Source organism: Heyndrickxia sp. FSL W8-0496 (assembly GCF_038007825.1).
GTDB classification, from domain to species: domain Bacteria; phylum Bacillota; class Bacilli; order Bacillales; family Bacillaceae_C; genus Heyndrickxia; species Heyndrickxia oleronia.
The window spans coordinates 551910-572500 of record NZ_JBBOXX010000001.1; the positions used below are offsets into that span (position 1 = coordinate 551910).

General features: G+C 37.9%; 19 protein-coding genes and 1 rRNA gene. 11 read left to right on the forward strand and 9 right to left on the reverse strand.

Annotation, left to right across the window (positions count from 1 at the left end; genetic code table 11):
• Window positions 1-38 precede the first annotated feature (38 nt).
• Together NST63_RS02990 and NST63_RS02995 are read left to right on the forward strand one after the other, a co-directional pair.
• Window positions 39-419: a VOC family protein gene (locus NST63_RS02990; RefSeq protein WP_341041229.1), complete on the forward strand. Its 381-nt coding sequence runs from the start codon at window positions 39-41 to the stop codon at window positions 417-419.
• A gap of 133 nt (window positions 420-552) precedes the next feature.
• The gene (locus tag NST63_RS02995) at window positions 553-717 is read left to right on the forward strand and encodes a hypothetical protein (RefSeq protein WP_212946344.1); all 165 of its coding nucleotides are present in this window, start codon (window positions 553-555) and stop codon (window positions 715-717) included.
• Between the two features lie 182 nt (window positions 718-899).
• Here the strand turns inward: NST63_RS02995 and NST63_RS03000 are convergent, their stop codons facing one another.
• Complete coding sequence (locus tag NST63_RS03000) at window positions 900-2246, reverse strand: GntP family permease (protein ID WP_180213683.1); 1347 nt, start codon at window positions 2244-2246, stop codon at window positions 900-902.
• Between the two features lie 55 nt (window positions 2247-2301).
• Window positions 2302-3441, reverse strand: coding sequence for a glycerate kinase (locus NST63_RS03005; RefSeq protein ID WP_341041230.1), 1140 nt, complete (start codon window positions 3439-3441; stop codon window positions 2302-2304).
• 355 nt (window positions 3442-3796) lie between these two features.
• Here NST63_RS03005 and NST63_RS03010 point away from each other — a divergent pair, with 355 nt between their 5' ends.
• On the forward strand, window positions 3797-4894 hold the full coding sequence (locus NST63_RS03010; protein WP_341041231.1) for a CdaR family transcriptional regulator: 1098 nt from the start codon (window positions 3797-3799) through the stop codon (window positions 4892-4894).
• A 24-nt stretch (window positions 4895-4918) separates the two neighbouring features.
• Window positions 4919-5341, forward strand: coding sequence for a FosM family fosfomycin resistance protein (gene fosM / locus NST63_RS03015; protein ID WP_071975402.1), 423 nt, complete (start codon window positions 4919-4921; stop codon window positions 5339-5341).
• Between the two features lie 104 nt (window positions 5342-5445).
• On the opposite strand, the gene NST63_RS03020 is transcribed toward fosM, so the two are convergent.
• The 5 genes from NST63_RS03020 to NST63_RS03040 all read right to left on the reverse strand — a co-directional run bounded on the left by NST63_RS03020 (window position 5446) and on the right by NST63_RS03040 (window position 12408).
• Window positions 5446-6108, reverse strand: coding sequence for a suppressor of fused domain protein (locus tag NST63_RS03020; RefSeq protein ID WP_078109109.1), 663 nt, complete (start codon window positions 6106-6108; stop codon window positions 5446-5448).
• A gap of 63 nt (window positions 6109-6171) precedes the next feature.
• Window positions 6172-7350: an RtcB family protein gene (locus NST63_RS03025; protein WP_212946278.1), complete on the reverse strand. Its 1179-nt coding sequence runs from the start codon at window positions 7348-7350 to the stop codon at window positions 6172-6174.
• Between the two features lie 118 nt (window positions 7351-7468).
• Window positions 7469-8809 (reverse strand): DUF4026 domain-containing protein, encoded by a 1341-nt coding sequence (locus NST63_RS03030; RefSeq protein WP_341041232.1) that lies wholly within the window; start codon window positions 8807-8809, stop codon window positions 7469-7471.
• A 31-nt stretch (window positions 8810-8840) separates the two neighbouring features.
• Complete coding sequence (locus NST63_RS03035) at window positions 8841-9830, reverse strand: hypothetical protein (RefSeq protein WP_341041233.1); 990 nt, start codon at window positions 9828-9830, stop codon at window positions 8841-8843.
• A gap of 781 nt (window positions 9831-10611) precedes the next feature.
• Window positions 10612-12408 carry an HSP90 family protein gene (locus tag NST63_RS03040; RefSeq protein WP_341041234.1) on the reverse strand — a complete coding sequence of 599 codons (1797 nt, stop codon included), beginning with the start codon at window positions 12406-12408 and terminating at the stop codon, window positions 10612-10614.
• Between the two features lie 296 nt (window positions 12409-12704).
• Here NST63_RS03040 and NST63_RS03045 point away from each other — a divergent pair, with 296 nt between their 5' ends.
• Together NST63_RS03045 and uvsE (NST63_RS03050) are read left to right on the forward strand one after the other, a co-directional pair.
• On the forward strand, window positions 12705-13688 hold the full coding sequence (locus NST63_RS03045) for a DUF3231 family protein (RefSeq protein ID WP_341041235.1): 984 nt from the start codon (window positions 12705-12707) through the stop codon (window positions 13686-13688).
• Between the two features lie 30 nt (window positions 13689-13718).
• Window positions 13719-14672: a UV DNA damage repair endonuclease UvsE gene (gene uvsE, locus NST63_RS03050; RefSeq protein WP_341041236.1), complete on the forward strand. Its 954-nt coding sequence runs from the start codon at window positions 13719-13721 to the stop codon at window positions 14670-14672.
• 142 nt (window positions 14673-14814) lie between these two features.
• Here uvsE (NST63_RS03050) and splB read toward each other — a convergent pair whose 3' ends face one another.
• Entirely contained in the window at window positions 14815-15843 is a 1029-nt protein-coding gene (gene splB, locus NST63_RS03055) for a spore photoproduct lyase (protein WP_071975412.1), read from the reverse strand.
• Window positions 15836-16099 carry a transcriptional regulator SplA domain-containing protein gene (locus tag NST63_RS03060; protein WP_058004140.1) on the reverse strand — a complete coding sequence of 88 codons (264 nt, stop codon included), beginning with the start codon at window positions 16097-16099 and terminating at the stop codon, window positions 15836-15838. The genes splB and NST63_RS03060 overlap by 8 nt, the downstream gene beginning before the upstream one ends.
• A gap of 158 nt (window positions 16100-16257) precedes the next feature.
• Between NST63_RS03060 and NST63_RS03065 the strand changes: the two genes are divergently transcribed.
• The 5 genes from NST63_RS03065 (at window position 16258) to NST63_RS03085 (ending at window position 20575) form a co-directional block, all read left to right on the forward strand.
• Window positions 16258-16407 (forward strand): hypothetical protein, encoded by a 150-nt coding sequence (locus NST63_RS03065; protein ID WP_212946271.1) that lies wholly within the window; start codon window positions 16258-16260, stop codon window positions 16405-16407.
• A gap of 107 nt (window positions 16408-16514) precedes the next feature.
• On the forward strand, window positions 16515-16940 hold the full coding sequence (locus NST63_RS03070; protein WP_341041237.1) for a DUF2383 domain-containing protein: 426 nt from the start codon (window positions 16515-16517) through the stop codon (window positions 16938-16940).
• A gap of 46 nt (window positions 16941-16986) precedes the next feature.
• Window positions 16987-17301, forward strand: coding sequence for a transposase (locus NST63_RS03075; protein WP_212946269.1), 315 nt, complete (start codon window positions 16987-16989; stop codon window positions 17299-17301).
• 25 nt (window positions 17302-17326) lie between these two features.
• Window positions 17327-18292, forward strand: coding sequence for a UV DNA damage repair endonuclease UvsE (gene uvsE / locus NST63_RS03080; RefSeq protein ID WP_341041238.1), 966 nt, complete (start codon window positions 17327-17329; stop codon window positions 18290-18292).
• Between the two features lie 730 nt (window positions 18293-19022).
• Window positions 19023-20575 (forward strand): 16S ribosomal RNA (locus NST63_RS03085).
• Window positions 20576-20591: the final 16 nt, after the last annotated feature.

Consider the following 20591-nt stretch of genomic DNA (forward strand, 5'->3'; position numbering starts at 1 on the left):
GGAATAAAATTCGGAGATAGAGGAAATGGGGGAAGCAAATGATTAATCAAGTCGGTCAAATCATGCTATATGTAAATAATCAAGAGGAAACAGTTAAATTTTGGACAGAGAAGTTAGGATTTGTCATTGTTTCTGAGCAAGATAATGGTCAAGGAATGAAATGGTTTGAGCTCGCACCAACGAAAGAGGCAGAAACAAGTATTATTCTTCATAATAAGGAAATCATTGCAAAGATGGAGCCAGAATTGCATCTGGGTACACCTTCGTTAATGTTTTTCGCCAATGATGTGGATCAATTATATAAGGAAATTAAAGATAAACAGATTACTGTAGGGGAAATGGTTCATCTACCTACGGGTAAAGTATTTAACTTTGCTGATAATGAAAATAATTACTTTGCGGTAATGGAGAAAAAGTGAATAATGAATAGAGAGGGGAAGGGGCGATAAACCGCCTCTTTTTTGTATTTCAAACATACGAAAGTTGAAACCATTTGATCGTCCATCCGTATGAAGTAATATCCTATCATTTTTCATCAAGGGAGTTTTTCAATTGACGAAAGATAACAAGAAGAAACAAAATCATTCCTTTAGTTATGGTATAGCAATGGGCCTTTCACTTGGAGTAGTTTTTGGATTACTTTTCGATCAACTTGCTTTAGGTCTGGGAATTGGTATTGCCCTAGGTGCAGCATTTGGAACCACTCAAAAGAAATAAACGCTGTAGTTTGTTACTCTTGTAGCAGCAAACTACACATTTGCTCCGATTAAAGGATTCTACAGGTTCTTATGGCATAGTAAAATAAAACTTTACTTAAATAGCATTTGAGAAAAGAGCCAAAAAAACACCTGGATAAACCAAGTGCTTTGAACGATTTAAACTTGTTGTATACTAACGAATTAGACGAGAATCATCCATAGAATCATCGTAAAAATAATGGTGACTACTCCTTGTAATAACGTTGCTATCGTTTGTGCTTTATAAGCATCTGTTACCTTCATTCCACTGAATTGTGTCACCACCCAGAAGAAGCTATCATTGACATGGCTGACAGTCATTGCACCAGCTCCAACAGCCATGACAACTAATGCAAGTGGTATTGCACCTTCAATTCCCATTAATGGCAGCATAGGTGCAATTAATGAAGAGGTAATGACTAAAGCTGCTGTGGAAGAACCTTGAGCCGTTTTTAAGGCAGCTGCAATAAGGAAAGGAATGAGTAAGAACCATACTCCTCCGAAAGTATTAGCGAGATCCCAGCCTTGAATCACGTCGGCAATCCCAGTATTTTTGATGACTGTTCCAAAGGCGCCGCCAGCACCAGTTATTAATAGAATAGGTGCAGCATCATATAGACCTTCACCAACCCATTTGGTTAAGGTTTCTTCAGTATAGTTTGGCAATAAAGTAAATGCTGCAATTACACCTGCTAATAAGGCAATGACAGGCTGGCCTAAGAATATAAAGAAAGCTGCAATATTTCCATTACCACCAACGACGGTGATGATAGAACCAATTCCGATTAAAATAATTGGTAAGATGATCGGTAAAAAGGCTTGGAAGGCGGATGGCATTTTACCAAATGATTCTACAATTTTATCATAATCGTATTCTAGTTCATTTCGATCATCTTCAACTTCAATTTTACTTGCCACTTTTTTTGCCCAAAAGTAGCCAACAATTGTTGCAGGAATAGAGACAATTAGTCCAATAAGGATGATTGTACCTAAAAATCCATCGGCACCGATATTTCCTGCTGCTGCAATTGGACCAGGAGTAGGTGGAACAAGTGTATGTGTCGCATATAATCCGGTGGCAAGTGCTACAGACATGGAGGCAACAGCGACTTTAGCTCGTTTAGCTAATGCTTTTCTTAGACTCGATAAAATAACAAATCCAGAATCACAAAATACAGGTATAGAAACAATGTATCCAATTAAACTCATAGCAAGCTGTGGTCTTTTGGGACCGACAATTCGGAGAATGACCTCTGCCATACGTAAGGCAGCACCTGATTTTTCTAAAATCGTACCGATGATGGTTCCGAAGACAATCACAAGACCAATACTAGTCATTAATCCACCGAAACCACCGTTAATATTTTCTACAATTTTTGTCAACGGCATACCAGAGGCAAATCCAACGAAAAGCGTTCCGAGTAAAAGGGATAAGAACGGGTGAAGCTTGAACTTAGTTGTTGCTAAAACAATTAATAATACCCCAATAATTAATACTAAAAATAACATGATATTCAGCTCCTTTAATATTTTGTTATCTGATCGCCAAAATTTGTGAATTGACCTAGCCATTTAGTGTGGCAGTGTAAGTTCTTATCACTTGTTCAGCAGTTGCTGCTAATAATTCATTTGCTTTCTCTATAGCTTCCTCCAATGATATAGGGGCGTTTACAATACTATGCACACTTGTTATTCCATAAGGATATAATCGTTCAATTCCCTTACCAATTGAACCAGCAAGGGCAAAAACAGGTATGCCATGTTTTTTCGCAATTTGTGCGACGCCCATAGGTGTTTTACCGGATGCAGTTTGGGCATCAATTTGTCCCTCACCAGTAAATACACATTGTGCTCCAGCTAATTTCCTTTCCAATTCTGTATACTCAATGACGATATCGATTCCTCTTTTAGTTATGGAAGGAAAGAAGGCTTGAAAGGCTCCACCAATGCCGCCTGCAGCACCTGCTCCTGGCTTATCATGTAAACGAGTCCCAGTTGTCTCCTCTACTAAATCTGCCCAGATTGATAGATGGTGATCTAAAAATGTGATCATTTCAGGTGTTGCGCCCTTTTGTGGGCCAAAAATGTGGCTGGCACCATTCCTTCCTATTAGAGGATTCTGTACGTCGGAGGCAATAATAAAATCACAAGTCGAAATTCGTGCATCAAATTCCTCCATATCAATGGCTACGATTTGTGATAACTCGGCCCCACCATAGCCGACTGGCTTTCTTTTTGAATCTAGCAATTTTACTCCTAATGCTTGAAGCATCCCAATCCCACCATCATTGGTAGCGCTTCCACCGATAGCAAGAATAAATTTTCTACATCCATCATCCAGCGCTTTTTTGATGAGTTCACCCGTTCCGTATGAAGTGGTTAGAAGTGGATTCCTTTGTTCAGGATGAATCAGACAAAGCCCAGAGGCACTAGCCATTTCAATCACACATGTTTGTTGATCTCCGAGAATGCCATAAGAAGCTTGAACCTTGTCTAATAATGGACCTGTCACAGTTACATCCACTTTACGTCCATTTGTAGCAGCTACTAAGCTATCCATCGTGCCTTCTCCACCGTCTGCAACGGGAACAACTAAGGTTTCCGCTCCGGGAAGCGCTTTCTTAATTCCGCGATCTATTGCAGAGGCTGCCTCAAAGGCTGATAAGCTGCCTTTAAAGGAATCAGGTGCGATTACAATTTTCATTAAAAATTACCACCTTACTAAATAACTTTTAAAAATATTATAATCTTGCAATAATCGTTATACATCGTACAAAATGTATGAAATTTTATATGATTTTAGAATATTTTTTGTTTATACTATACAAAAAAGAATAAATCCTCATTGATAAAAGGGCATCGTATCGATTAATAGAACATGAAGTGGGCCAATGAAGCGTCGTTTTTTCTTTATGCACTTTTTCAAACATAGGGCGAGAAGAGAGATGAAAATCCTTCTTAGAACCGAGGAACCCTTTATTAGGAGAGCTGAAAGGTGGCTTTATACTAAACTAACAAACTATACGAAACAGGCCTTTATGTAAAAAAGGAGGATAAAATTGTTAACACAGGGGATAGCGACAGAAATCGTAAAACAAACCACGTTAAGACTGCGCCGAAATATAAATATTATGGATGACCGAGGAACGATTATTGCTTCAAGTGATCCTACAAGGGTGAATAAGGCCCACTTCGGAGCAATGGAAGTTTTACGATCGGGCAAGCCATTATATATATACGAACAGGACCCTCATAAGTGGGAGGGTTCACTACCTGGGATCAATCTTCCAATTGTGTTTCAAGAGAAAATCATCGGAGTCATAGGAATTACCGGACATCCGGATGAAATAGCTGAGTTCAGCGAATTAGTAAAGATGATAACAGAAATGATGATACAGCAGTCATTCATAACCGAACAACTTGAATGGAAGCAGAGACTGAAGGAGCTGGTTTTTGAAGAGTTAATGAAGGAGTCAATAGATAAAGAATCCATTCAGCAAAGACTTCATTTGATTGGAGTAAAGTTGGAATCACCCTATCAGGTCGCAACCATCGAAATTGGATCAAGTCAATATAATCGAAGGGAATTGATTCAACTTTTAGAAGGAATTTTTCATTCTCAACATGCCATGATCGGCTTCTTAAGTGCAAATCGTTTATTTCTATTAACCTCTGCACTTCCAGAAAAAAAGGTAAAAGAAAAATTGTTAACGATTATACAACGGCTAACGTCTAAAGGAACACAAATTAGAATTGGAATTGGATCTGTGGTGGAAATGGATACTTATATTCGTCATTCCTTTAGCGAATCTATGTCAGCTCTTGCACTGGGAAGTGAGACTCAAAGTTTGATTACTTACACCGAAATTGAAGCAATGGTTCTTTTAGATCGTCTGGATAAATGGACAATTAGGCAGTTCTGTGACAGAATATTAGGAAATTTATCAGAAAAATTAATAGAAACACTGGAACATTTCTTTGCTAATCATTTAAATTTAAGTGAGACAGCAAAAAGTTTATATATTCATCGAAATTCACTTATCTATCGAATGAAGAAGATCAAAGAGGTTACAGGATATGATCCACAAAAATTTAATCATGCAACAACCCTGCAAATGGCGATTTGGATTTTACATATGCAGAAGAAAGGGTCATAAATTTACTAGATATTGGAGGCTACCATGAAAGTACAAGGCATCAACCATCTATTATTTTCTGTTTCAAATTTAGAAGCATCCATAGCATTCTATGAAAAAGTTTTTGATGCGAGGATTTTAGTGAAGGGTCGGAGTTTAGCTTATTTTGAGTTAAATGGGATATGGTTAGCTCTTAATGAAGAAAAGGATATTCCGCGTAACGAAATCCATCAATCCTATACACATCTTGCATTTTCAATAGAAGAGAAGGATTTTGATAAGATGCTGGAAAAGCTAAAGTCCTTACAGGTGAATCTTCTTCCGGGGCGTCCAAGAGATGTGAAGGATAAAAAATCTATTTATTTTACTGATCCAGATGGTCACAAATTTGAGTTTCATACGGGAACACTACAAGATCGTTTGAAATATTATCGGCAGGAAAAGGGGCATATGGAGTTTTTTGAATAGGAAAGGGCTATTAGTTAGCCCCTTATTATCCTTAGAAGCTTTAGCGGGATAAAACTTGGAAATTAAATTTATATATATCGATTGCAAAAAAATACGAGCAAGTCCTACTCTAAATATTCCTTTCCTCTTTTCATATCTGTTATTAATTCTGGATTATCCTTTTGCATTTTGCGCACAAATGCTTCGCGTTCCTCTAAACTTTTTCCTTTGATGGCTTGAAGTTCATTTTCTGTTATACCTACTACCTGCATGAAATCCAATCTCCCATGGACAGTTTGTTTTCCGTGAATCTCGGTATCCGGAACAATAATTAATGCAGTGATTTTTGATGGGTATCCAATACGAATCGATTCACCATTTCCAGCGACATAGTCAAAGGGATTAAACCAGGCTTTTGATTGATTAGTATACCTAGCTAAATTGGAAAGCATATCTATTGCCCACATACATTCTTCATTGTCTTCTTCAGGTAATTTTATCGTTAGCTCATAACCCCATTTGCTATATTCTCCACCGAAGGCTTCCTCATTCCCGTAAAGCTCACTTAAACCAAAGGTAACAATATGTTTATATCCTTTATCAGATGTATAGATACTATAGCCATCGATATATTCATCCCCACCAAAGATTGCTCGAGCTACCATATTCGTCCCATAATGTGCTGGCTCTTGGGTCCCATATACTTCTGAAAAAGAAGCATCGATTGCATCCCAGCCGGGAGAGAAATCATCTTCTTCCATTTGCTGTTTATATTCTTCTAGGTTCATACTATTTCTCCTTTTCAACTTGATAGGGGGATGTCAATTTTCGACAATCCCCCCTAATGAATGTCACCCTTTAAAATTATAAAGTGGGCGAATGATTTCTTTAATTTCAACTGAATCGTGGATATCTTTTTCGATTTCCTTTGCTGGTTTATACGCTTGTGGTGCTTCATCCAATGTTTTCTTGGACACCGATGTGGTCCACACATTTTTCATTGCCTTTTGATAGCTCTCAAGACTAATTTGTGCCTTCGCTTTTGAGCGGCTTAGTATCCTGCCTGCTCCATGTGGAGCGGAATAGTTCCAGTCAGGATGTCCTTTTCCTGTTGCAAGAATACTTCCATCACGCATGTTTAATGGAATAATAAGTGGCTCTCCCATTTGGGCGGAGGTAGCCCCTTTACGTAGCATAAGATGATCGATATCAATGTAATTATGAACACAATCAAATGAATCAATGACATCTTTATGCCATTTCATTCCTTTTAGAATGGTTTCTGCCATCTGAGCACGGTTTGATTGGGCAAAAGCTTGCGCAATTTTCATATCATGCAAGTAGTTTTGTAAGTCTTGTGCCTCTAAATAGGATAATTCATAGGGCAATTTCTTATCATTGCGAATTTTCTCCAGCCTATTTGCTTCGTCAATATGGCCCTTTTGATGTGCAGCCTTCATTTCTTCCTTTAAATGTTTACGAAGTGCGGATAATTTTTCATAAGCCACTTCCTGATGATACTCGGCAATCTCTTTGCCAAGAGACCGACTGCCACTATGGATGACTAAGTAGATTGCATCTTTGCCTTCATTTATTTCAATAAAATGGTTTCCGCCGCCAAGTGTGCCAAGACTACGAGATGCCCAGCCGCGATGTATAGGTGCGATAATTTCATTTAAATCAAAGTTAGCGACAGGTTTATCATGAGTGCCATGCCCACTTGGGATTCGGCTACGAATGAGTTTGTCTAGTTTTTCAAAATCAAGTTTAATCCGACCTTTTTTAATTTTTACTACAAACAGACCACAGCCGATATCAACCCCAACAAGGCTTGGAACAATTTTATCCTGTATCGTCATTGTCGTTCCAATCACACAGCCTTTTCCTGAATGGGTATCTGGCATAATGCGAATGGTACTGTCCTTTGCGAATTCTTGATTACATAAGGTAATGATTTGACCAATTGTGGCATCATCTAGTAAATCGGTATAGCAAATAGCTTCATTATATTTTCCTTTAAGTGTTAACATATAATCATTTCTCCTTTATTCTTAAGTGCGAGAAATGATGTATTTCTCGCTTTTACGTATGCGCAGTTCTCTCTATTGTCATTGTCATTGGAATCCCTCCTTAAAAAAGTAAAGTGTTTTAGCCTAAAAATTGATACAAGTTTGTTGGGTTAATTACATCCTCACCAGCGTAAATTACCCAATCTGTTAAATGGTCAAAATTAAGTTCATAAAGATTTCCTTCCTGCATGTCATCGATAAAATAGGGTTGATTAATGAGTATTCCTTTAATCGTTGGTTCCACTATTTCCTGCATGTCAAACCACATATGTTCTTGCTCTTCCTCTGAGTAAGGGATGCCAAACTTCCCAAGGAATCGAAAGTTCTCATTTTCTTTTTCTATATTGAAAATTTGGTTAAAGTAACCAAAGCTTTGCTTAGCGTTAAAGGAAATACGTGCAGTCTCACTATTGGTTTTGTAATACATTAATTCCTGGTTATCAGCATACTCTTTGAAGAAGCATTCCATATATCCTGTTTCTTCTTTATATTCGAAGAGGAGACAGGACGGCTGTTGATGGATTTCATCACGATCCTTCATCCCACCGATAAACTCATAGCCAGCATCCATCGGCTGTAAGCGAATTTCGTCAGTTTCGATATCAGTTAAATCAAATGACAATGTTTGTTTTCCGACATAAGATAAGCCTTCCTCCCATGGAACAGCAATTACTTGGATATAGCCGGATTGACTTTGGCCAACTAATACAGGCTCATTGATTGGAACATTTCCATTTTCAATTGCATTATTAACAAAGGTACTAAATAGGTCAGGGATTCCATAATACGAAGTGAGTCGATTTGGAATAATTAACTCTACATCAGTTAACCCAGCTCTACTTAAACCATGCGTATGGAACCAGAATTGGGAAGGCTCTTGTTCCTCGCCGCCTTCATAGATAGAGTGGATAACGTATAAATCCTGTATGTCTGGTAAGATAGTATTTTCAATATGGTATTGAATATAGCTTCGTGAAATCACTTTTGATGCTGCACTTAAATCTAAAGCAAATAACATGTCTGGTGCTATTCTCCAAAGAAAATCTAATTGGTAGTAGAACCCACTCAGTACATCTCCGTTAAATAATGTTCGAACAAACAGCTCTGAACCACTATATGCTTGGTTAAATGCCTCTTCAGTAGTTGTTTGATCCTGGCGATAATAGTGTTCATATTGAACATCTTCTGGAGTAGGCTGAACATGAATTTCGTAAGGTGTCACAGAATCATCTGATTTTATTTCTATTAATATACTAGTTTCGTCCTCATTAAGGATGGAAACTTCATCATAAATTTCAAATAACCTAGCTTTTACCACTTCTATAGATAATACATCGGGAACAACCGCGATGAGATCAGAAAAGCTACGTTCTAATGTTCCTTCCCTTGCTGCTCGATAAGCATTAGTTTGTACTTGCATTTGTTTCTCCTCATTTCCTTGTAAGTTTCATTTATATAGTTAATAGCTTAATTTCATCTAAGCGATTCTTATAAAAATCAGTACCATTACGAGAGTCAAGTTGTTTAGTATAATTCTCAGTTTGCTTCAACCACTCAACATTATTTTGTGCTAAGAAAATAGGGTAGGCAGATTGTAAGAATAGTATTTTTCCAATTGTAGTATCCACCTTTTGAATGTACTCAAAGTTTTCATTAAAAACTGTAGCTGCCTCGTCATTTCGATTGGTTTTTAATAAATATAAAATATAATTTCCAATCTCTTCAGCGAATTCTCCATTTTCTTTGACCATTTTATATCCCTTTTTGTAGCACTTTTCTGCCGCATCATTTTTATCCATAGTATGTAAGGCTAAAGCCATATAACTAAATGTGACATGAGGGACCTCTGCACAAGTGAGTGATTGCATAAGAAGGGGCTGGGCAACCTGATAGGACTTTTCTAAATCTCCTGAAAACAAATGATACTCCACTTCTGCATTTACTTCGCAAGCACGACAGTCAGACATCCAATCAGCAGGTGTTTCTTTCCATTTATCAAAAAATTGTTTGGCTGTCTCTAGATCACCCATTTTCATCGCACTATAAAGACGTTCGCGATAATAAGGTTTTAAAGAATAATTTCGTGCTTTAAACTTTTCCTTCATATCTGTTAACAGAGCATCAATTTGTGTTTTTGAAATCTCGGGAAAATCGACTACATGCTCCGCAATCCATTTATAGCACCAGAATAATTGATGTTCATCCACAGAGGATTCATCTTCCTCATATTTTTGCATTAACCAGCTAAATGCTTGTAATACCTTTTTGGGATAACCAGAATAATTGCATGTTTCAATCAACTCGAAACGAGCTTCGATTCCAGTCTCTATATCATTATGGCTATCCGCTTCCCGAATGACACGCTCTAGTATGGGAATTCTAGCCAAATCGTTATCTTCCATCATTAAAGTTTCTTCAAATAATTCGATATAATCTTCCATTGTAATCACCTCAATTATTTTTTTAGGCAGTGTTCGTATAGTTTATTGCTTTAGTCAAAGCGCAATCTGCATGTTTTACACCTAGTAAAGGATTCGGAGCGGGCTTATGGCGTTTTCCGCTATTTTCCCTTGGATCGGTGTTTTCTTCCTTCACGGTATGCAAACAGGCACTTTGGTTACCGAGACGTTGAAAAATCGACCTAAAGGGTAACGAAACTCGTGCAAAGGTTACCGAGTCCGTGAGAAATTCACCTAAAGGGTAACGAACCCTGTGCAAAGGTTACCGAGTTGGCGAAAAATCGACCTAAAGGGTAACGAAACTCGTGCAAAGGTGACCGAGTCCGTGAGAAATTCACCTAAAGGGTAACGAACCCTGTGCAAAGGTTACCGAGTTGGCGAAAAATCGACCTAAAGGGTAACGAAACTCGTGCAAAGGTGACCGAGTCCGTGAGAAATTCACCTAAAGGGTAACGAACCCTGTGCAAAGGTTACCGAGTTGGCGAAAAATCGACCTAAAGGGTAACGAAACTCGTGCAAAGGTGACCGAGTCGGTGAAAAATCCACCAACAGGGTAACGAAACCCACGCAAAGGTTACCGAATCCATGAAAAATCCACTTATAGGGTAACGAACCCGCACAAAGGTTACCGAGTCCCGGAGAAACCACCTTCCCGGTATTTAAACTCTCTCTCTGCAAAACTTCAAAAGCTGCTACGGCCTTTGCCAAGGTGAAGAGCTAGCGATAGGGCTTTTACAAAGGCAATAAGTAAAGTTCGGAAATATTAAACAAGTTTCAATAAGTGCAATAAATTTTGATTCATCATCTCTAATTCATTATTTTTTAAAGGATAATGCCCTAATAGTAAAGCCTGTATATAAAGAATTTGTACAATTACACATAGCTGTTCAGCTGTTTTATCTGATGTTAAGATGTTTTGAATTAATACATTATTCCAATTTAAATAGAGAATAGGTCTTGCAGGCTCCTGAGGCTGCAATGACATTAATAAATCACTAAACAAGGAATTGGATGATTCTGCAATACGTTCTAATTCACGATCCTCTTGTGATTGATGGGAGTGAATAAAGAGAGTTGGTAAATGATTAGGTTCAAAACGTCGAAGTTCAACATTTACTTTAAAATCATTCATTTTTTGATTGATTTCGTTAATGATGTGAACAAAGAGCTCTTCTTCTTCAGAATTTAATTTTTTTAACGTATCTGTCATTTCTAAGGGGTCAATTAAGCGAAGTTGATGATTAGATAATAGTAGGGAAAGTTTGTTTAAAATATAAATATCGTATGTGTAGCCACCATTAATTAAGTTCATTTGCTTCGCTCTTGCAATATCCTGGATTTGACGAAAGGCATCAACAGTGTCTGTATAATAGACCGTTTCATCGGTTTTTAAGATTGTCTGCAGTGATTGTTCACCATTTAATGTTCTCATTGGTAGATAAGGATATATAAATGATAAAAAGTCATCATCCTGACTAGCTAGTGCTTTAAATCCTAAGTAATGAATATGCATTAATTTAGTTAAAGTAACATCGGGAAGGTCAATTATATTTTTCTTGATTGCTATTCCGAGACTCTCTCTCACCTGTTCTAATGCATCGTTTTGATAGAAATCTTCACGGGAGGCAATAGGACTAAGCTCATCTGTCCATAAAATACAATGAATGAATAATGCCCAATCGGGTAATAAATGCTGGCTTTCTTTTGTCACGAACATCCGATTTAGAAAGACTGCATTTGATTTCTTGGCATTCATGTGGATTGTATGGGGAACAATATAAGCAATACCATATGTCCGACCTGTTTTATTCTCAATAAAAAAATAATCTTGATAATCCATACCTAATATCTCTGAACCAAAAGCTAAAATGTCAGTACTAGACATTTGATGCAGGAGACTTTTATTAGCAAATTGATGGCTCCAGCGATTGATTTCTTCTTCGAAGCCATTATATGCAAGAATAATGTTAGGCTTTAAACAAGCCCCGTATTTTTTTAACGTTTGGCGCAAGGTGCTAATTTCAAAACAATCACCTGGTAAATTGAGCTTTTCTTTTCTACGTATATACACCTTTGTTCCTGGAGTAAAAGTCTTCCCTTCTAGCATGCGAATTTCATAGGTACCATCCGCTTTTCCGCGCCATTCTATCGTTTCGTTATTTTTTGCTGAGGTAGAAACCATGACTATTTCATCACTGACGATAAAACAAGACAATAAGCCTATTCCAAAACGGCCGATGAAATCAGAATTGGTATCTCCGAATGTCTTTTCACCTTTTGATGAATTAGCGATCGTTGCTAAAAATTGATGAACCTCTTCTTCAGTTAATCCAATCCCATTATCTTCAAAAATTAAGGTAGGAGGCGAATCACCACTTTCTGTGAGTGACACATGAATATAAGGTTTAAAATCTTCATGATAATTACGTCTTGCGGTTAATGCATCGTTCGCATTTTGCAGAAGTTCACGGATATATACATCTTTTTCGTTGTATAGATGGTTAGATAAAATATCTATCATTCCCGTTAAATGAACTTGAAATCGTTGAGTATCATTCATAAATGAATTCCTTTCTAAAAATATGAACTGATTTTATGCCTGAATTATTGGTTGATTCTACCATTCTATAATATTTATCATATGGCAAAAATAAGGTGATTACAACGGATTATAGAAATGACGATACTTTTTACCTATATGGATATTTATTGATGAGAGATGTGTATAGAATTGCATAATTCCAATATCAGACAGACATACTATTTATCAATATGATTGGTGTAAGGTTGTATAGGTCTAATGGAGTATATATAGGTAATATAGCCTTGGATCAATATCAGGAGGAAATAGATGTAATGTCAAATCATATTAAAATGAGCTCAACCGAACTTGGGTCCCTTTGGACAACATACCATAAAAAGACAATGATTCTACGGATATTAGAGTACTTTATTGAGAAATCAGATGATCAAAGAGCAAAGGAACTGATGTCAGGTTTGTGGGAAGGGCTTCATCCGAAGGTCATCGAAATTAAAACAATGCTTGAAAATGAAGGTGCAGCCGTGCCAATTGGATTTACAAATGGAGATGTAAATCTTAGTGCACCTACATTATTTGAAAATGGCTTTGATATTATGTTTTGCCGAATACTAAAAGAGATTAGTATGGGGATGTATGTACTACATATGACGATAGCCTATCGTGAGGACATCGTTCAATTTTATAAACAACTAACGGATTTAACACAAACCTATTACAATCTATTTACACAATATCTACTTGAAAGAGATCTTCTCCCAAAGCCAACCTATACAATGATGCCTAAAACTGTTGACTATATAGCAGATACACAATATATGAAGGGAACAAATATTTTTGGTCAAAAAAGACAAATAAATGCAGTGGAATTTGGTTTGATCTATCATTCGTATGAGACGAATGATTTGGGAGCAAAATTAATGAGGGGTTTCGCTCAATGTTCCAAGGATGATGAAGTAAAAAAATATTTTACTAAAGGAAAAGCAATTTCGAGTGAAATCATAAAGGAATTATCAAATATTATGAATGAAAATAATATTAATCCCCCTGTGACATCAGGTGGAACACTGACAAGTTCAACAGACGCTCCCTTTTCCGAAAAGCTGATGTTATTTTGTACGTATTTACTAAGTGGTTTTAGTCTTGGAGGACAAGGATTTAGTGTCGGGTTTAATTTACGAAATGACTTAATTGTGAAGACCACTGTATTTGGTAAAGATATATATGAATATAGTCTGGAAGGGGCAAGACTGATGATGGAGAAGGGATGGCTTGAAGAACCGCCTAAGATGGAAGTGTAACTTGTTGTGTTTATGTAAGGGGCGAGGAGTATGAGGATTCGATTTGGATATGTCGCCAATGCAATGGGGCTGTGGAATGCTAGTCCTTCAAGCACGGTCACCTTTGCTAGATATTCTAGTTTACCTAAAGATAGCAGGCTGGAGAAGCTCCACTTGACTACTGCACAAAATCTGTACAATACAAAACGAATTCTTCATTATAATATTGGCAATGAAATTGAACTTTATCGATTCTCAAGCTCTCTCGTTCCATTAGCAACGCATCCAGAAGTCATGTGGGATTTTATTACCCCGTTTAAGAGAGAATGGGAGGATCTAGGGCATTTGGTGAATCAATTCAATTTGCGTCCCAGTTTTCATCCCAATCAATTTACCCTTTTCACAAGTCCAAAACAAGAAGTGACACAAAATGCTCTAAAGGATATGGAATACCATTTTTCTATGCTTCAAGCGATGAATGCATTAGAGAGAGGGTTGATTAATATTCATATAGGTGGAGCATATGGCGATAAAAAGGCTACTTTAAAAAGGTTCCATCAAAATTTGAAATTAGTACCTCAGAAAATTAAAGAAGTGATGACATTAGAAAATGATGACAAAACATATAATGTTGAAGAAACACTTCTGGCTTGTGAAAAAGAGGGGATACCGATGATTCTCGATTACCATCATTATATGGCGAATAAGGGTGGAGTTGAGTTAATTCATTATTTACCACGCATATTTAAAACCTGGGAATCTCGGCAAATGGTTCCTAAGGTCCACCTTTCATCTCCAAAGTCTGAGAAAGAATATCGTTCACATGCTAATTTTGTTTCTGTAGATTTTGTCCTTCCTTTCTTTAAGTTGGCAAAGGAAATAGATCGTGACTTTGATGTCATGATTGAGGCAAAGCAAAAAGATTTATCTATGTTTAGACTTATTGAGGATCTAACTTCTATTAGAGGGGTAAAAAGGGTTACAAGCTCTGTCGTAGAGTGGTGAGCTGCCGAAGGCTTCCTTAAAGCAGCTCATCATTTATTTTGGTTTTTTTCTTAATGTACAATTTAGTTAAACGAATAAAATAAGGTTGAGGATCGTCAACCCTCTTCGGTGTTAATTCAAGCAAAATCTATATGAACATAGCCTAAGTAAAATATTCTATCTTTGCTTCAGGAAAGTAGCGATGAATGTATCCACCCAATGTATCTTTTATATCCTCTTGCTCCTCGCTTGTGTATACATATTTCCCAATCCCATATCTTCCCCATTTCCATTTCCGTTTTGATTCATCCAATTCAAGCTTGGTCATCGGATAGTTTTCTTGGATGACTCGTTTGGCGGGCTTTGTAAAGCGATGCTGAATCATCTCGAAGGTCAAATCTTTTTTTGCAATAGCGGGAAGGGTTGCCTCTAGCTTTTCGAACATTTCATGATAACCAGATTTCCAACCATCATGTAAGTAAATAGGGGCGACGATAAACCCTAATGGATAGCCAGCCTCAGCAACCTTAGCAGCTGCTTCAATTCTTTCATGAAGTCTGGATGTTCCTGGTTCAAAATATTTAATGATGTAATCGTCGTTTACACTAAATCGAAAGCGGGTTTTTCCATTATGTTTGGCATCAAGCAGGTGATCCACATGTGCAAATTTAGTAACAAAACGAAGTTTCCCATATTCTGATTGCCCAAAAAATTCAATCGCTCTTTTTAATGAGTGGGTAAGATGATCTAACCCTACAATATCTGATGTACAGGATGCTTCAAATCTAGTGATCTCTGGAGCTCTTTCCTTCATATATTCTTCTGCTGCATCGAAGATTTCATCTACATTTACATACGTTCGAATATAGGGCTTGCTTCCCATCGTTGTTTGCAAATAACAATAATGACAATGCCCCATACACCCAGTTGCAAGCGGAATGGCATATTCTGCTGAAGGCTTTGAGGTATCGAACTTCAATGTTTTTCTTAGCCCAATAACAAGTGTGGACTTGGCCATGCGATATTTTTGAAAGTGATTTTCGCCAGGCAAATTCCTTATTTGATTATGTGATGTGGTTTGCCGGATTTCGATTCCCATCGATTCAAATTTAGACACGAGTTCCCTTCCAAGCGAATATTCTAAAGCTTGTGGCTCAACATAAACGAGCTGAGGAACAAAGGGCTTAACCATAATAGCCACCCAATTCATCCTCGGAAAAACCAAAGGCTTCTTGATAGGCTTGCTCCGCCTCACTCTCTGATGGAAAGACTGCAAACTCATCGGTTAATGGATAGTATGTTTCGTGTAAAAACAGAGCCAGCTGGTTGGGGCTTTCCGGATTTTGTACCACTGCAGCTTGTTGTACATTCGCAACATCTTGAGCATGAGGGTTACGGATAATGACATAAACAACTTCTCCAGGCTTATATGCTTGATTATTGTCCATTTTTTCACCTAACTTCTTTTAGAGTCACTGTCAGTATGCCTATAGAAGAGGAAATTATGTAATTATTTTTGCAGAATTTTGAATGGAAAAAAGTGAATCAAATAAAAGGATAATTTTTAGTTAGCTGCAGATGATATCAAGTAATGGAGGTGTTTTTTATGAGAAATAATCATAAACAAAAGCAAACCAAAATGAATAGCTCTGAGGGAGCAGGTTCTTTATATAATAAGCAGCATGCAGGACACTTACCTGATTATGGTGGGAATATTGTAGACCCGAATGCAAAAGGGATTAAATCTAAAGACTAGGAATGTCGATATGGTGTGATAAGGAGGTGTCTAAAAAATTAAGGGTTAGCCCCTTGATAGACACCTCACTTTTCGTTTGATCCTTATGTAAATGGAGGAATTATGAAATGAAAAATCAGCAGACTGTAAAAACTCTCAATAATTTTTTAAAAGGTCAATTTATGGGGATTCATGCTTATGAACAATATATCCAGAAAATAACCGATCAAGAAACAAAACAAAAGTTCCAAAGAATTCAACAAGAACTTAAAGATGATGCAGCAAAAGTGGCTGAAAGAATTCAAAACCTTGGTGGGACTCCGGTTCATGGCGAGGGATTAGTGGGCTCTATACAGGGTTCTTTACATAACTTAATGATTCCAAACCAATTAGATGGAATTGTAGAAGATGCAATTAAAGGAGAAAATATGGGAATTCATAAAACTGAAGAATTGATTGATGATGAATTAGATGAAGAGAGCTTGCAATTAATTAAAGAACTTTTAAACAAAGATAGGCAACATATTCAGATGTTACAACATCTAAATCTATAAGATTTGTTATAGGAGTTCTTGTTAGAAGGAGAGGCATGAAGATAATATGTCGTTTTTCATTGGTATAGCTAGTGTGATTGTTCCAATCATTATGTATATACTGCAACATTACTGGAAAATGCTTCGTCTACTGTTTAATAGTATAGCGTTATTATCTTTCCTTATATTTGGAAATATTGCTGCTTATTCAATCCTAAAAGTAATCAAAGACAAGACCGTTTTTATGACTACTATCCATTCCGTATTTCTAAATGTTTATTTCTTACTTACAGGTGTATATATTGGGGTTTATATTCTATACCAAGTATTGTTCCTCATCTTGAAGGAGCGAAGTAGTAGTAAGAGATTGTCTCCTAAATAAAAGAGCTAGTATATGAGGTGATAGAATGATGATTGTACGTCTAGGTTATGTAGCAATGAGTATGGAATTAAAAAATGCTTCCCCATCAAAGACGATGACGTATGCACAATTTCAACGTATCCCTGATCGTGAAGCCGCCCTCCGAAAACTAGAACGTATCGCAAGCAAAAATTTAGAAAATACACTTAGGCTATTAAAGCATAATGTCGCATCTGACATTCATTTTTATCGATTAACCTCCCGATTGATTCCTTTGGCTAATCATGAGGAGCTTCTGGACTGGGATTACATTAAGCCCTTGAAAGATTTACTGAAGGATGTAGGGGAATATGCTAAATCCCATCATATAAGGATAGATTTTCATCCGGATCATTTTGTCATACTTAATTCTCCAAAAAAAGAAATTCTAAAGAACTCCATTCAAACATTAAAACTCCATTATCTACTATTAAAAGGTATGGGAATCAATCCAACCCATCGTTGTGTTATGCATGTAGGTGGGAATTACAAGGAGAAAGAGAAATCCCTTGAAAGATTTATTGAGAATTGGATGACGGTACCTTTGCCTATACAAAAAATGATCATGCTTGAAAATGATGATACGTCTTTTACTTTAGAGGATACTTTATATTTATGTGAAAAGTTGGGTATTCCCCTTGTTTTTGATTACCACCATCATCTAGCCCTTCATCAACATGAACAATGGGAGGAGAGTTGGGATAGGATTATACAAACATGGAAGGATTCACCACTACCCATTAAAATGCATATTTCGAGCCCTAAAAGTGAAAAATCCTTTAGGCATCATGCTGATTACGTTGATATTGATATGTTCTTTCGTTTTTTAAATCAAATTAAAGGGAGCGTTTCACATATTGATTGTATGATTGAGGCGAAAAAGAAGGATGCTGCTCTATTTAAATTAATGAATGAAGTGAAAAATAGAGGAGAGGTAAAGATTATCGATGGATCTTCATTTCAATTATTATAGTCACCGGGAATAAATCTTTTGTTTAAAGTAGTTGGCAAAAGGGATGAAATTCAGTGGATTGTTTTTTTAATAAAATGCATGTTCTATATTTCATTCCTTTTTATTGGTTTTGTTTCTTGAGCCAAGGAATGCTTGGAAATGATATGAATGATGTACTCACTCAAACAAACGTAAACATATTTTGCTAGCACTTATAATCTAATTGAAGATTTTTTACTACTATTCTTGTTATTTTCCTATTTTCTTTAATAATTAATAGAGGATATTGTGCAAAGATTACCGTCGTCATCAACGATTTCAATTCATGCGCAAAGAGTATGGAAGAGCATGATGGCTCGTTTCAATTTGTATTAATAACTACTTTTCTTTGCCTCTTACTGTTTTGTTACTGTATTTCTTAGGTAAATCAGTATTAGTTGAGAAGAAGAAAAATTATTGTTGACATTACAAGAAATACTATAGTAATATATCAAAGTAACAAATTTGAAACAAAAACAATTTATTAGATAAACTTTTTAAAACTATTGACAAAAGATTAATTATCTAGTAAAGTATTATCTTGTCGGACATACGACAAAACAACACTTCGAAAAAATTATTTTAAAAAAGTAATTGACACTTCGAAGTTGTGATGTTAAAATATAAAACGTCGCAAAAATAGTTCTTTGAAAACTAAACAAACAGAAACGTCAATGAATTACTTTTATTTATAAGAGCTATATCAAACATCTTTTTGGAGAGTTTGATCCTGGCTCAGGACGAACGCTGGCGGCGTGCCTAATACATGCAAGTCGAGCGAATCTGATGGGAGCTTGCTCCCTGATGATTAGCGGCGGACGGGTGAGTAACACGTGGGTAACCTGCCTGTAAGACTGGGATAACTCCGGGAAACCGGGGCTAATACCGGATAACTTTTTCCTTCGCATGAAGGAGAATTGAAAGATGGCTCCGGCTATCACTTACAGATGGACCCGCGGCGCATTAGCTAGTTGGTGAGGTAACGGCTCACCAAGGCGACGATGCGTAGCCGACTTGAGAGGGTGATCGGCCACACTGGGACTGAGACACGGCCCAGACTCCTACGGGAGGCAGCAGTAGGGAATCTTCCGCAATGGACGAAAGTCTGACGGAGCAACGCCGCGTGAGTGATGAAGGTTTTCGGATCGTAAAACTCTGTTGTTAGGGAAGAACAAGTATCGTTCGAATAGGGCGGTACCTTGACGGTACCTAACCAGAAAGCCACGGCTAACTACGTGCCAGCAGCCGCGGTAATACGTAGGTGGCAAGCGTTGTCCGGAATTATTGGGCGTAAAGCGCGCGCAGGCGGTTTCTTAAGTCTGATGTGAAATCTTGCGGCTCAACCGCAAGCGGCCATTGGAAACTGGGAGACTTGAGTGCAGAAGAGGAGAGTGGAATTCCACGTGTAGCGGTGAAATGCGTAGAGATGTGGAGGAACACCAGTGGCGAAGGCGACTCTCTGGTCTGTAACTGACGCTGAGGCGCGAAAGCGTGGGGAGCGAACAGGATTAGATACCCTGGTAGTCCACGCCGTAAACGATGAGTGCTAAGTGTTAGAGGGTTTCCGCCCTTTAGTGCTGCAGCTAACGCATTAAGCACTCCGCCTGGGGAGTACGGCCGCAAGGCTGAAACTCAAAGGAATTGACGGGGGCCCGCACAAGCGGTGGAGCATGTGGTTTAATTCGAAGCAACGCGAAGAACCTTACCAGGTCTTGACATCCTCTTGACCTCCCTAGAGATAGGGATTTCCCTTCGGGGACAGGAGTGACAGGTGGTGCATGGTTGTCGTCAGCTCGTGTCGTGAGATGTTGGGTTAAGTCCCGCAACGAGCGCAACCCTTGACCTTAGTTGCCAGCATTCAGTTGGGCACTCTAAGGTGACTGCCGGTGACAAACCGGAGGAAGGTGGGGATGACGTCAAATCATCATGCCCCTTATGACCTGGGCTACACACGTGCTACAATGGATGGTACAAAGGGCTGCAAGACCGCGAGGTTTAGCCAATCCCATAAAACCATTCTCAGTTCGGATTGTAGGCTGCAACTCGCCTACATGAAGCCGGAATCGCTAGTAATCGCGGATCAGCATGCCGCGGTGAATACGTTCCCGGGCCTTGTACACACCGCCCGTCACACCACGAGAGTTTGTAACACCCGAAGTCGGTGAGGTAACCTTTTGGAGCCAGCCGCCGAAGGTGGGACAGATGATTGGGGTGAAGTCGTAACAAGGTAGCCGTATCGGAAGGTGCGGCTGGATCACCTCCTTTCTAAGGAATATGGAAA

Coding starts and splice junctions, on each gene's coding strand:
- NST63_RS03025 (WP_212946278.1), bottom strand. CDS start 7,350: ATGTTAACACTTAAAGGAAAATATAATGAAGCTATTTGCTATACCGAT.
- uvsE (WP_341041238.1), top strand. CDS start 17,327: ATGATGATTGTACGTCTAGGTTATGTAGCAATGAGTATGGAATTAAAA.
- NST63_RS03035 (WP_341041233.1), bottom strand. CDS start 9,830: ATGGAAGATTATATCGAATTATTTGAAGAAACTTTAATGATGGAAGAT.
- NST63_RS03070 (WP_341041237.1), top strand. CDS start 16,515: ATGAAAAATCAGCAGACTGTAAAAACTCTCAATAATTTTTTAAAAGGT.
- NST63_RS03000 (WP_180213683.1), bottom strand. CDS start 2,246: ATGTTATTTTTAGTATTAATTATTGGGGTATTATTAATTGTTTTAGCA.
- NST63_RS03060 (WP_058004140.1), bottom strand. CDS start 16,099: ATGGACAATAATCAAGCATATAAGCCTGGAGAAGTTGTTTATGTCATT.
- NST63_RS03040 (WP_341041234.1), bottom strand. CDS start 12,408: ATGAATGATACTCAACGATTTCAAGTTCATTTAACGGGAATGATAGAT.
- NST63_RS03020 (WP_078109109.1), bottom strand. CDS start 6,108: ATGAACCTAGAAGAATATAAACAGCAAATGGAAGAAGATGATTTCTCT.
- uvsE (WP_341041236.1), top strand. CDS start 13,719: ATGAGGATTCGATTTGGATATGTCGCCAATGCAATGGGGCTGTGGAAT.
- NST63_RS03045 (WP_341041235.1), top strand. CDS start 12,705: ATGTCAAATCATATTAAAATGAGCTCAACCGAACTTGGGTCCCTTTGG.
- splB (WP_071975412.1), bottom strand. CDS start 15,843: ATGGTTAAGCCCTTTGTTCCTCAGCTCGTTTATGTTGAGCCACAAGCT.
- NST63_RS03065 (WP_212946271.1), top strand. CDS start 16,258: ATGAGAAATAATCATAAACAAAAGCAAACCAAAATGAATAGCTCTGAG.
- fosM (WP_071975402.1), top strand. CDS start 4,919: ATGAAAGTACAAGGCATCAACCATCTATTATTTTCTGTTTCAAATTTA.
- NST63_RS03005 (WP_341041230.1), bottom strand. CDS start 3,441: ATGAAAATTGTAATCGCACCTGATTCCTTTAAAGGCAGCTTATCAGCC.
- NST63_RS03075 (WP_212946269.1), top strand. CDS start 16,987: ATGTCGTTTTTCATTGGTATAGCTAGTGTGATTGTTCCAATCATTATG.
- NST63_RS03030 (WP_341041232.1), bottom strand. CDS start 8,809: ATGCAAGTACAAACTAATGCTTATCGAGCAGCAAGGGAAGGAACATTA.
- NST63_RS02990 (WP_341041229.1), top strand. CDS start 39: ATGATTAATCAAGTCGGTCAAATCATGCTATATGTAAATAATCAAGAG.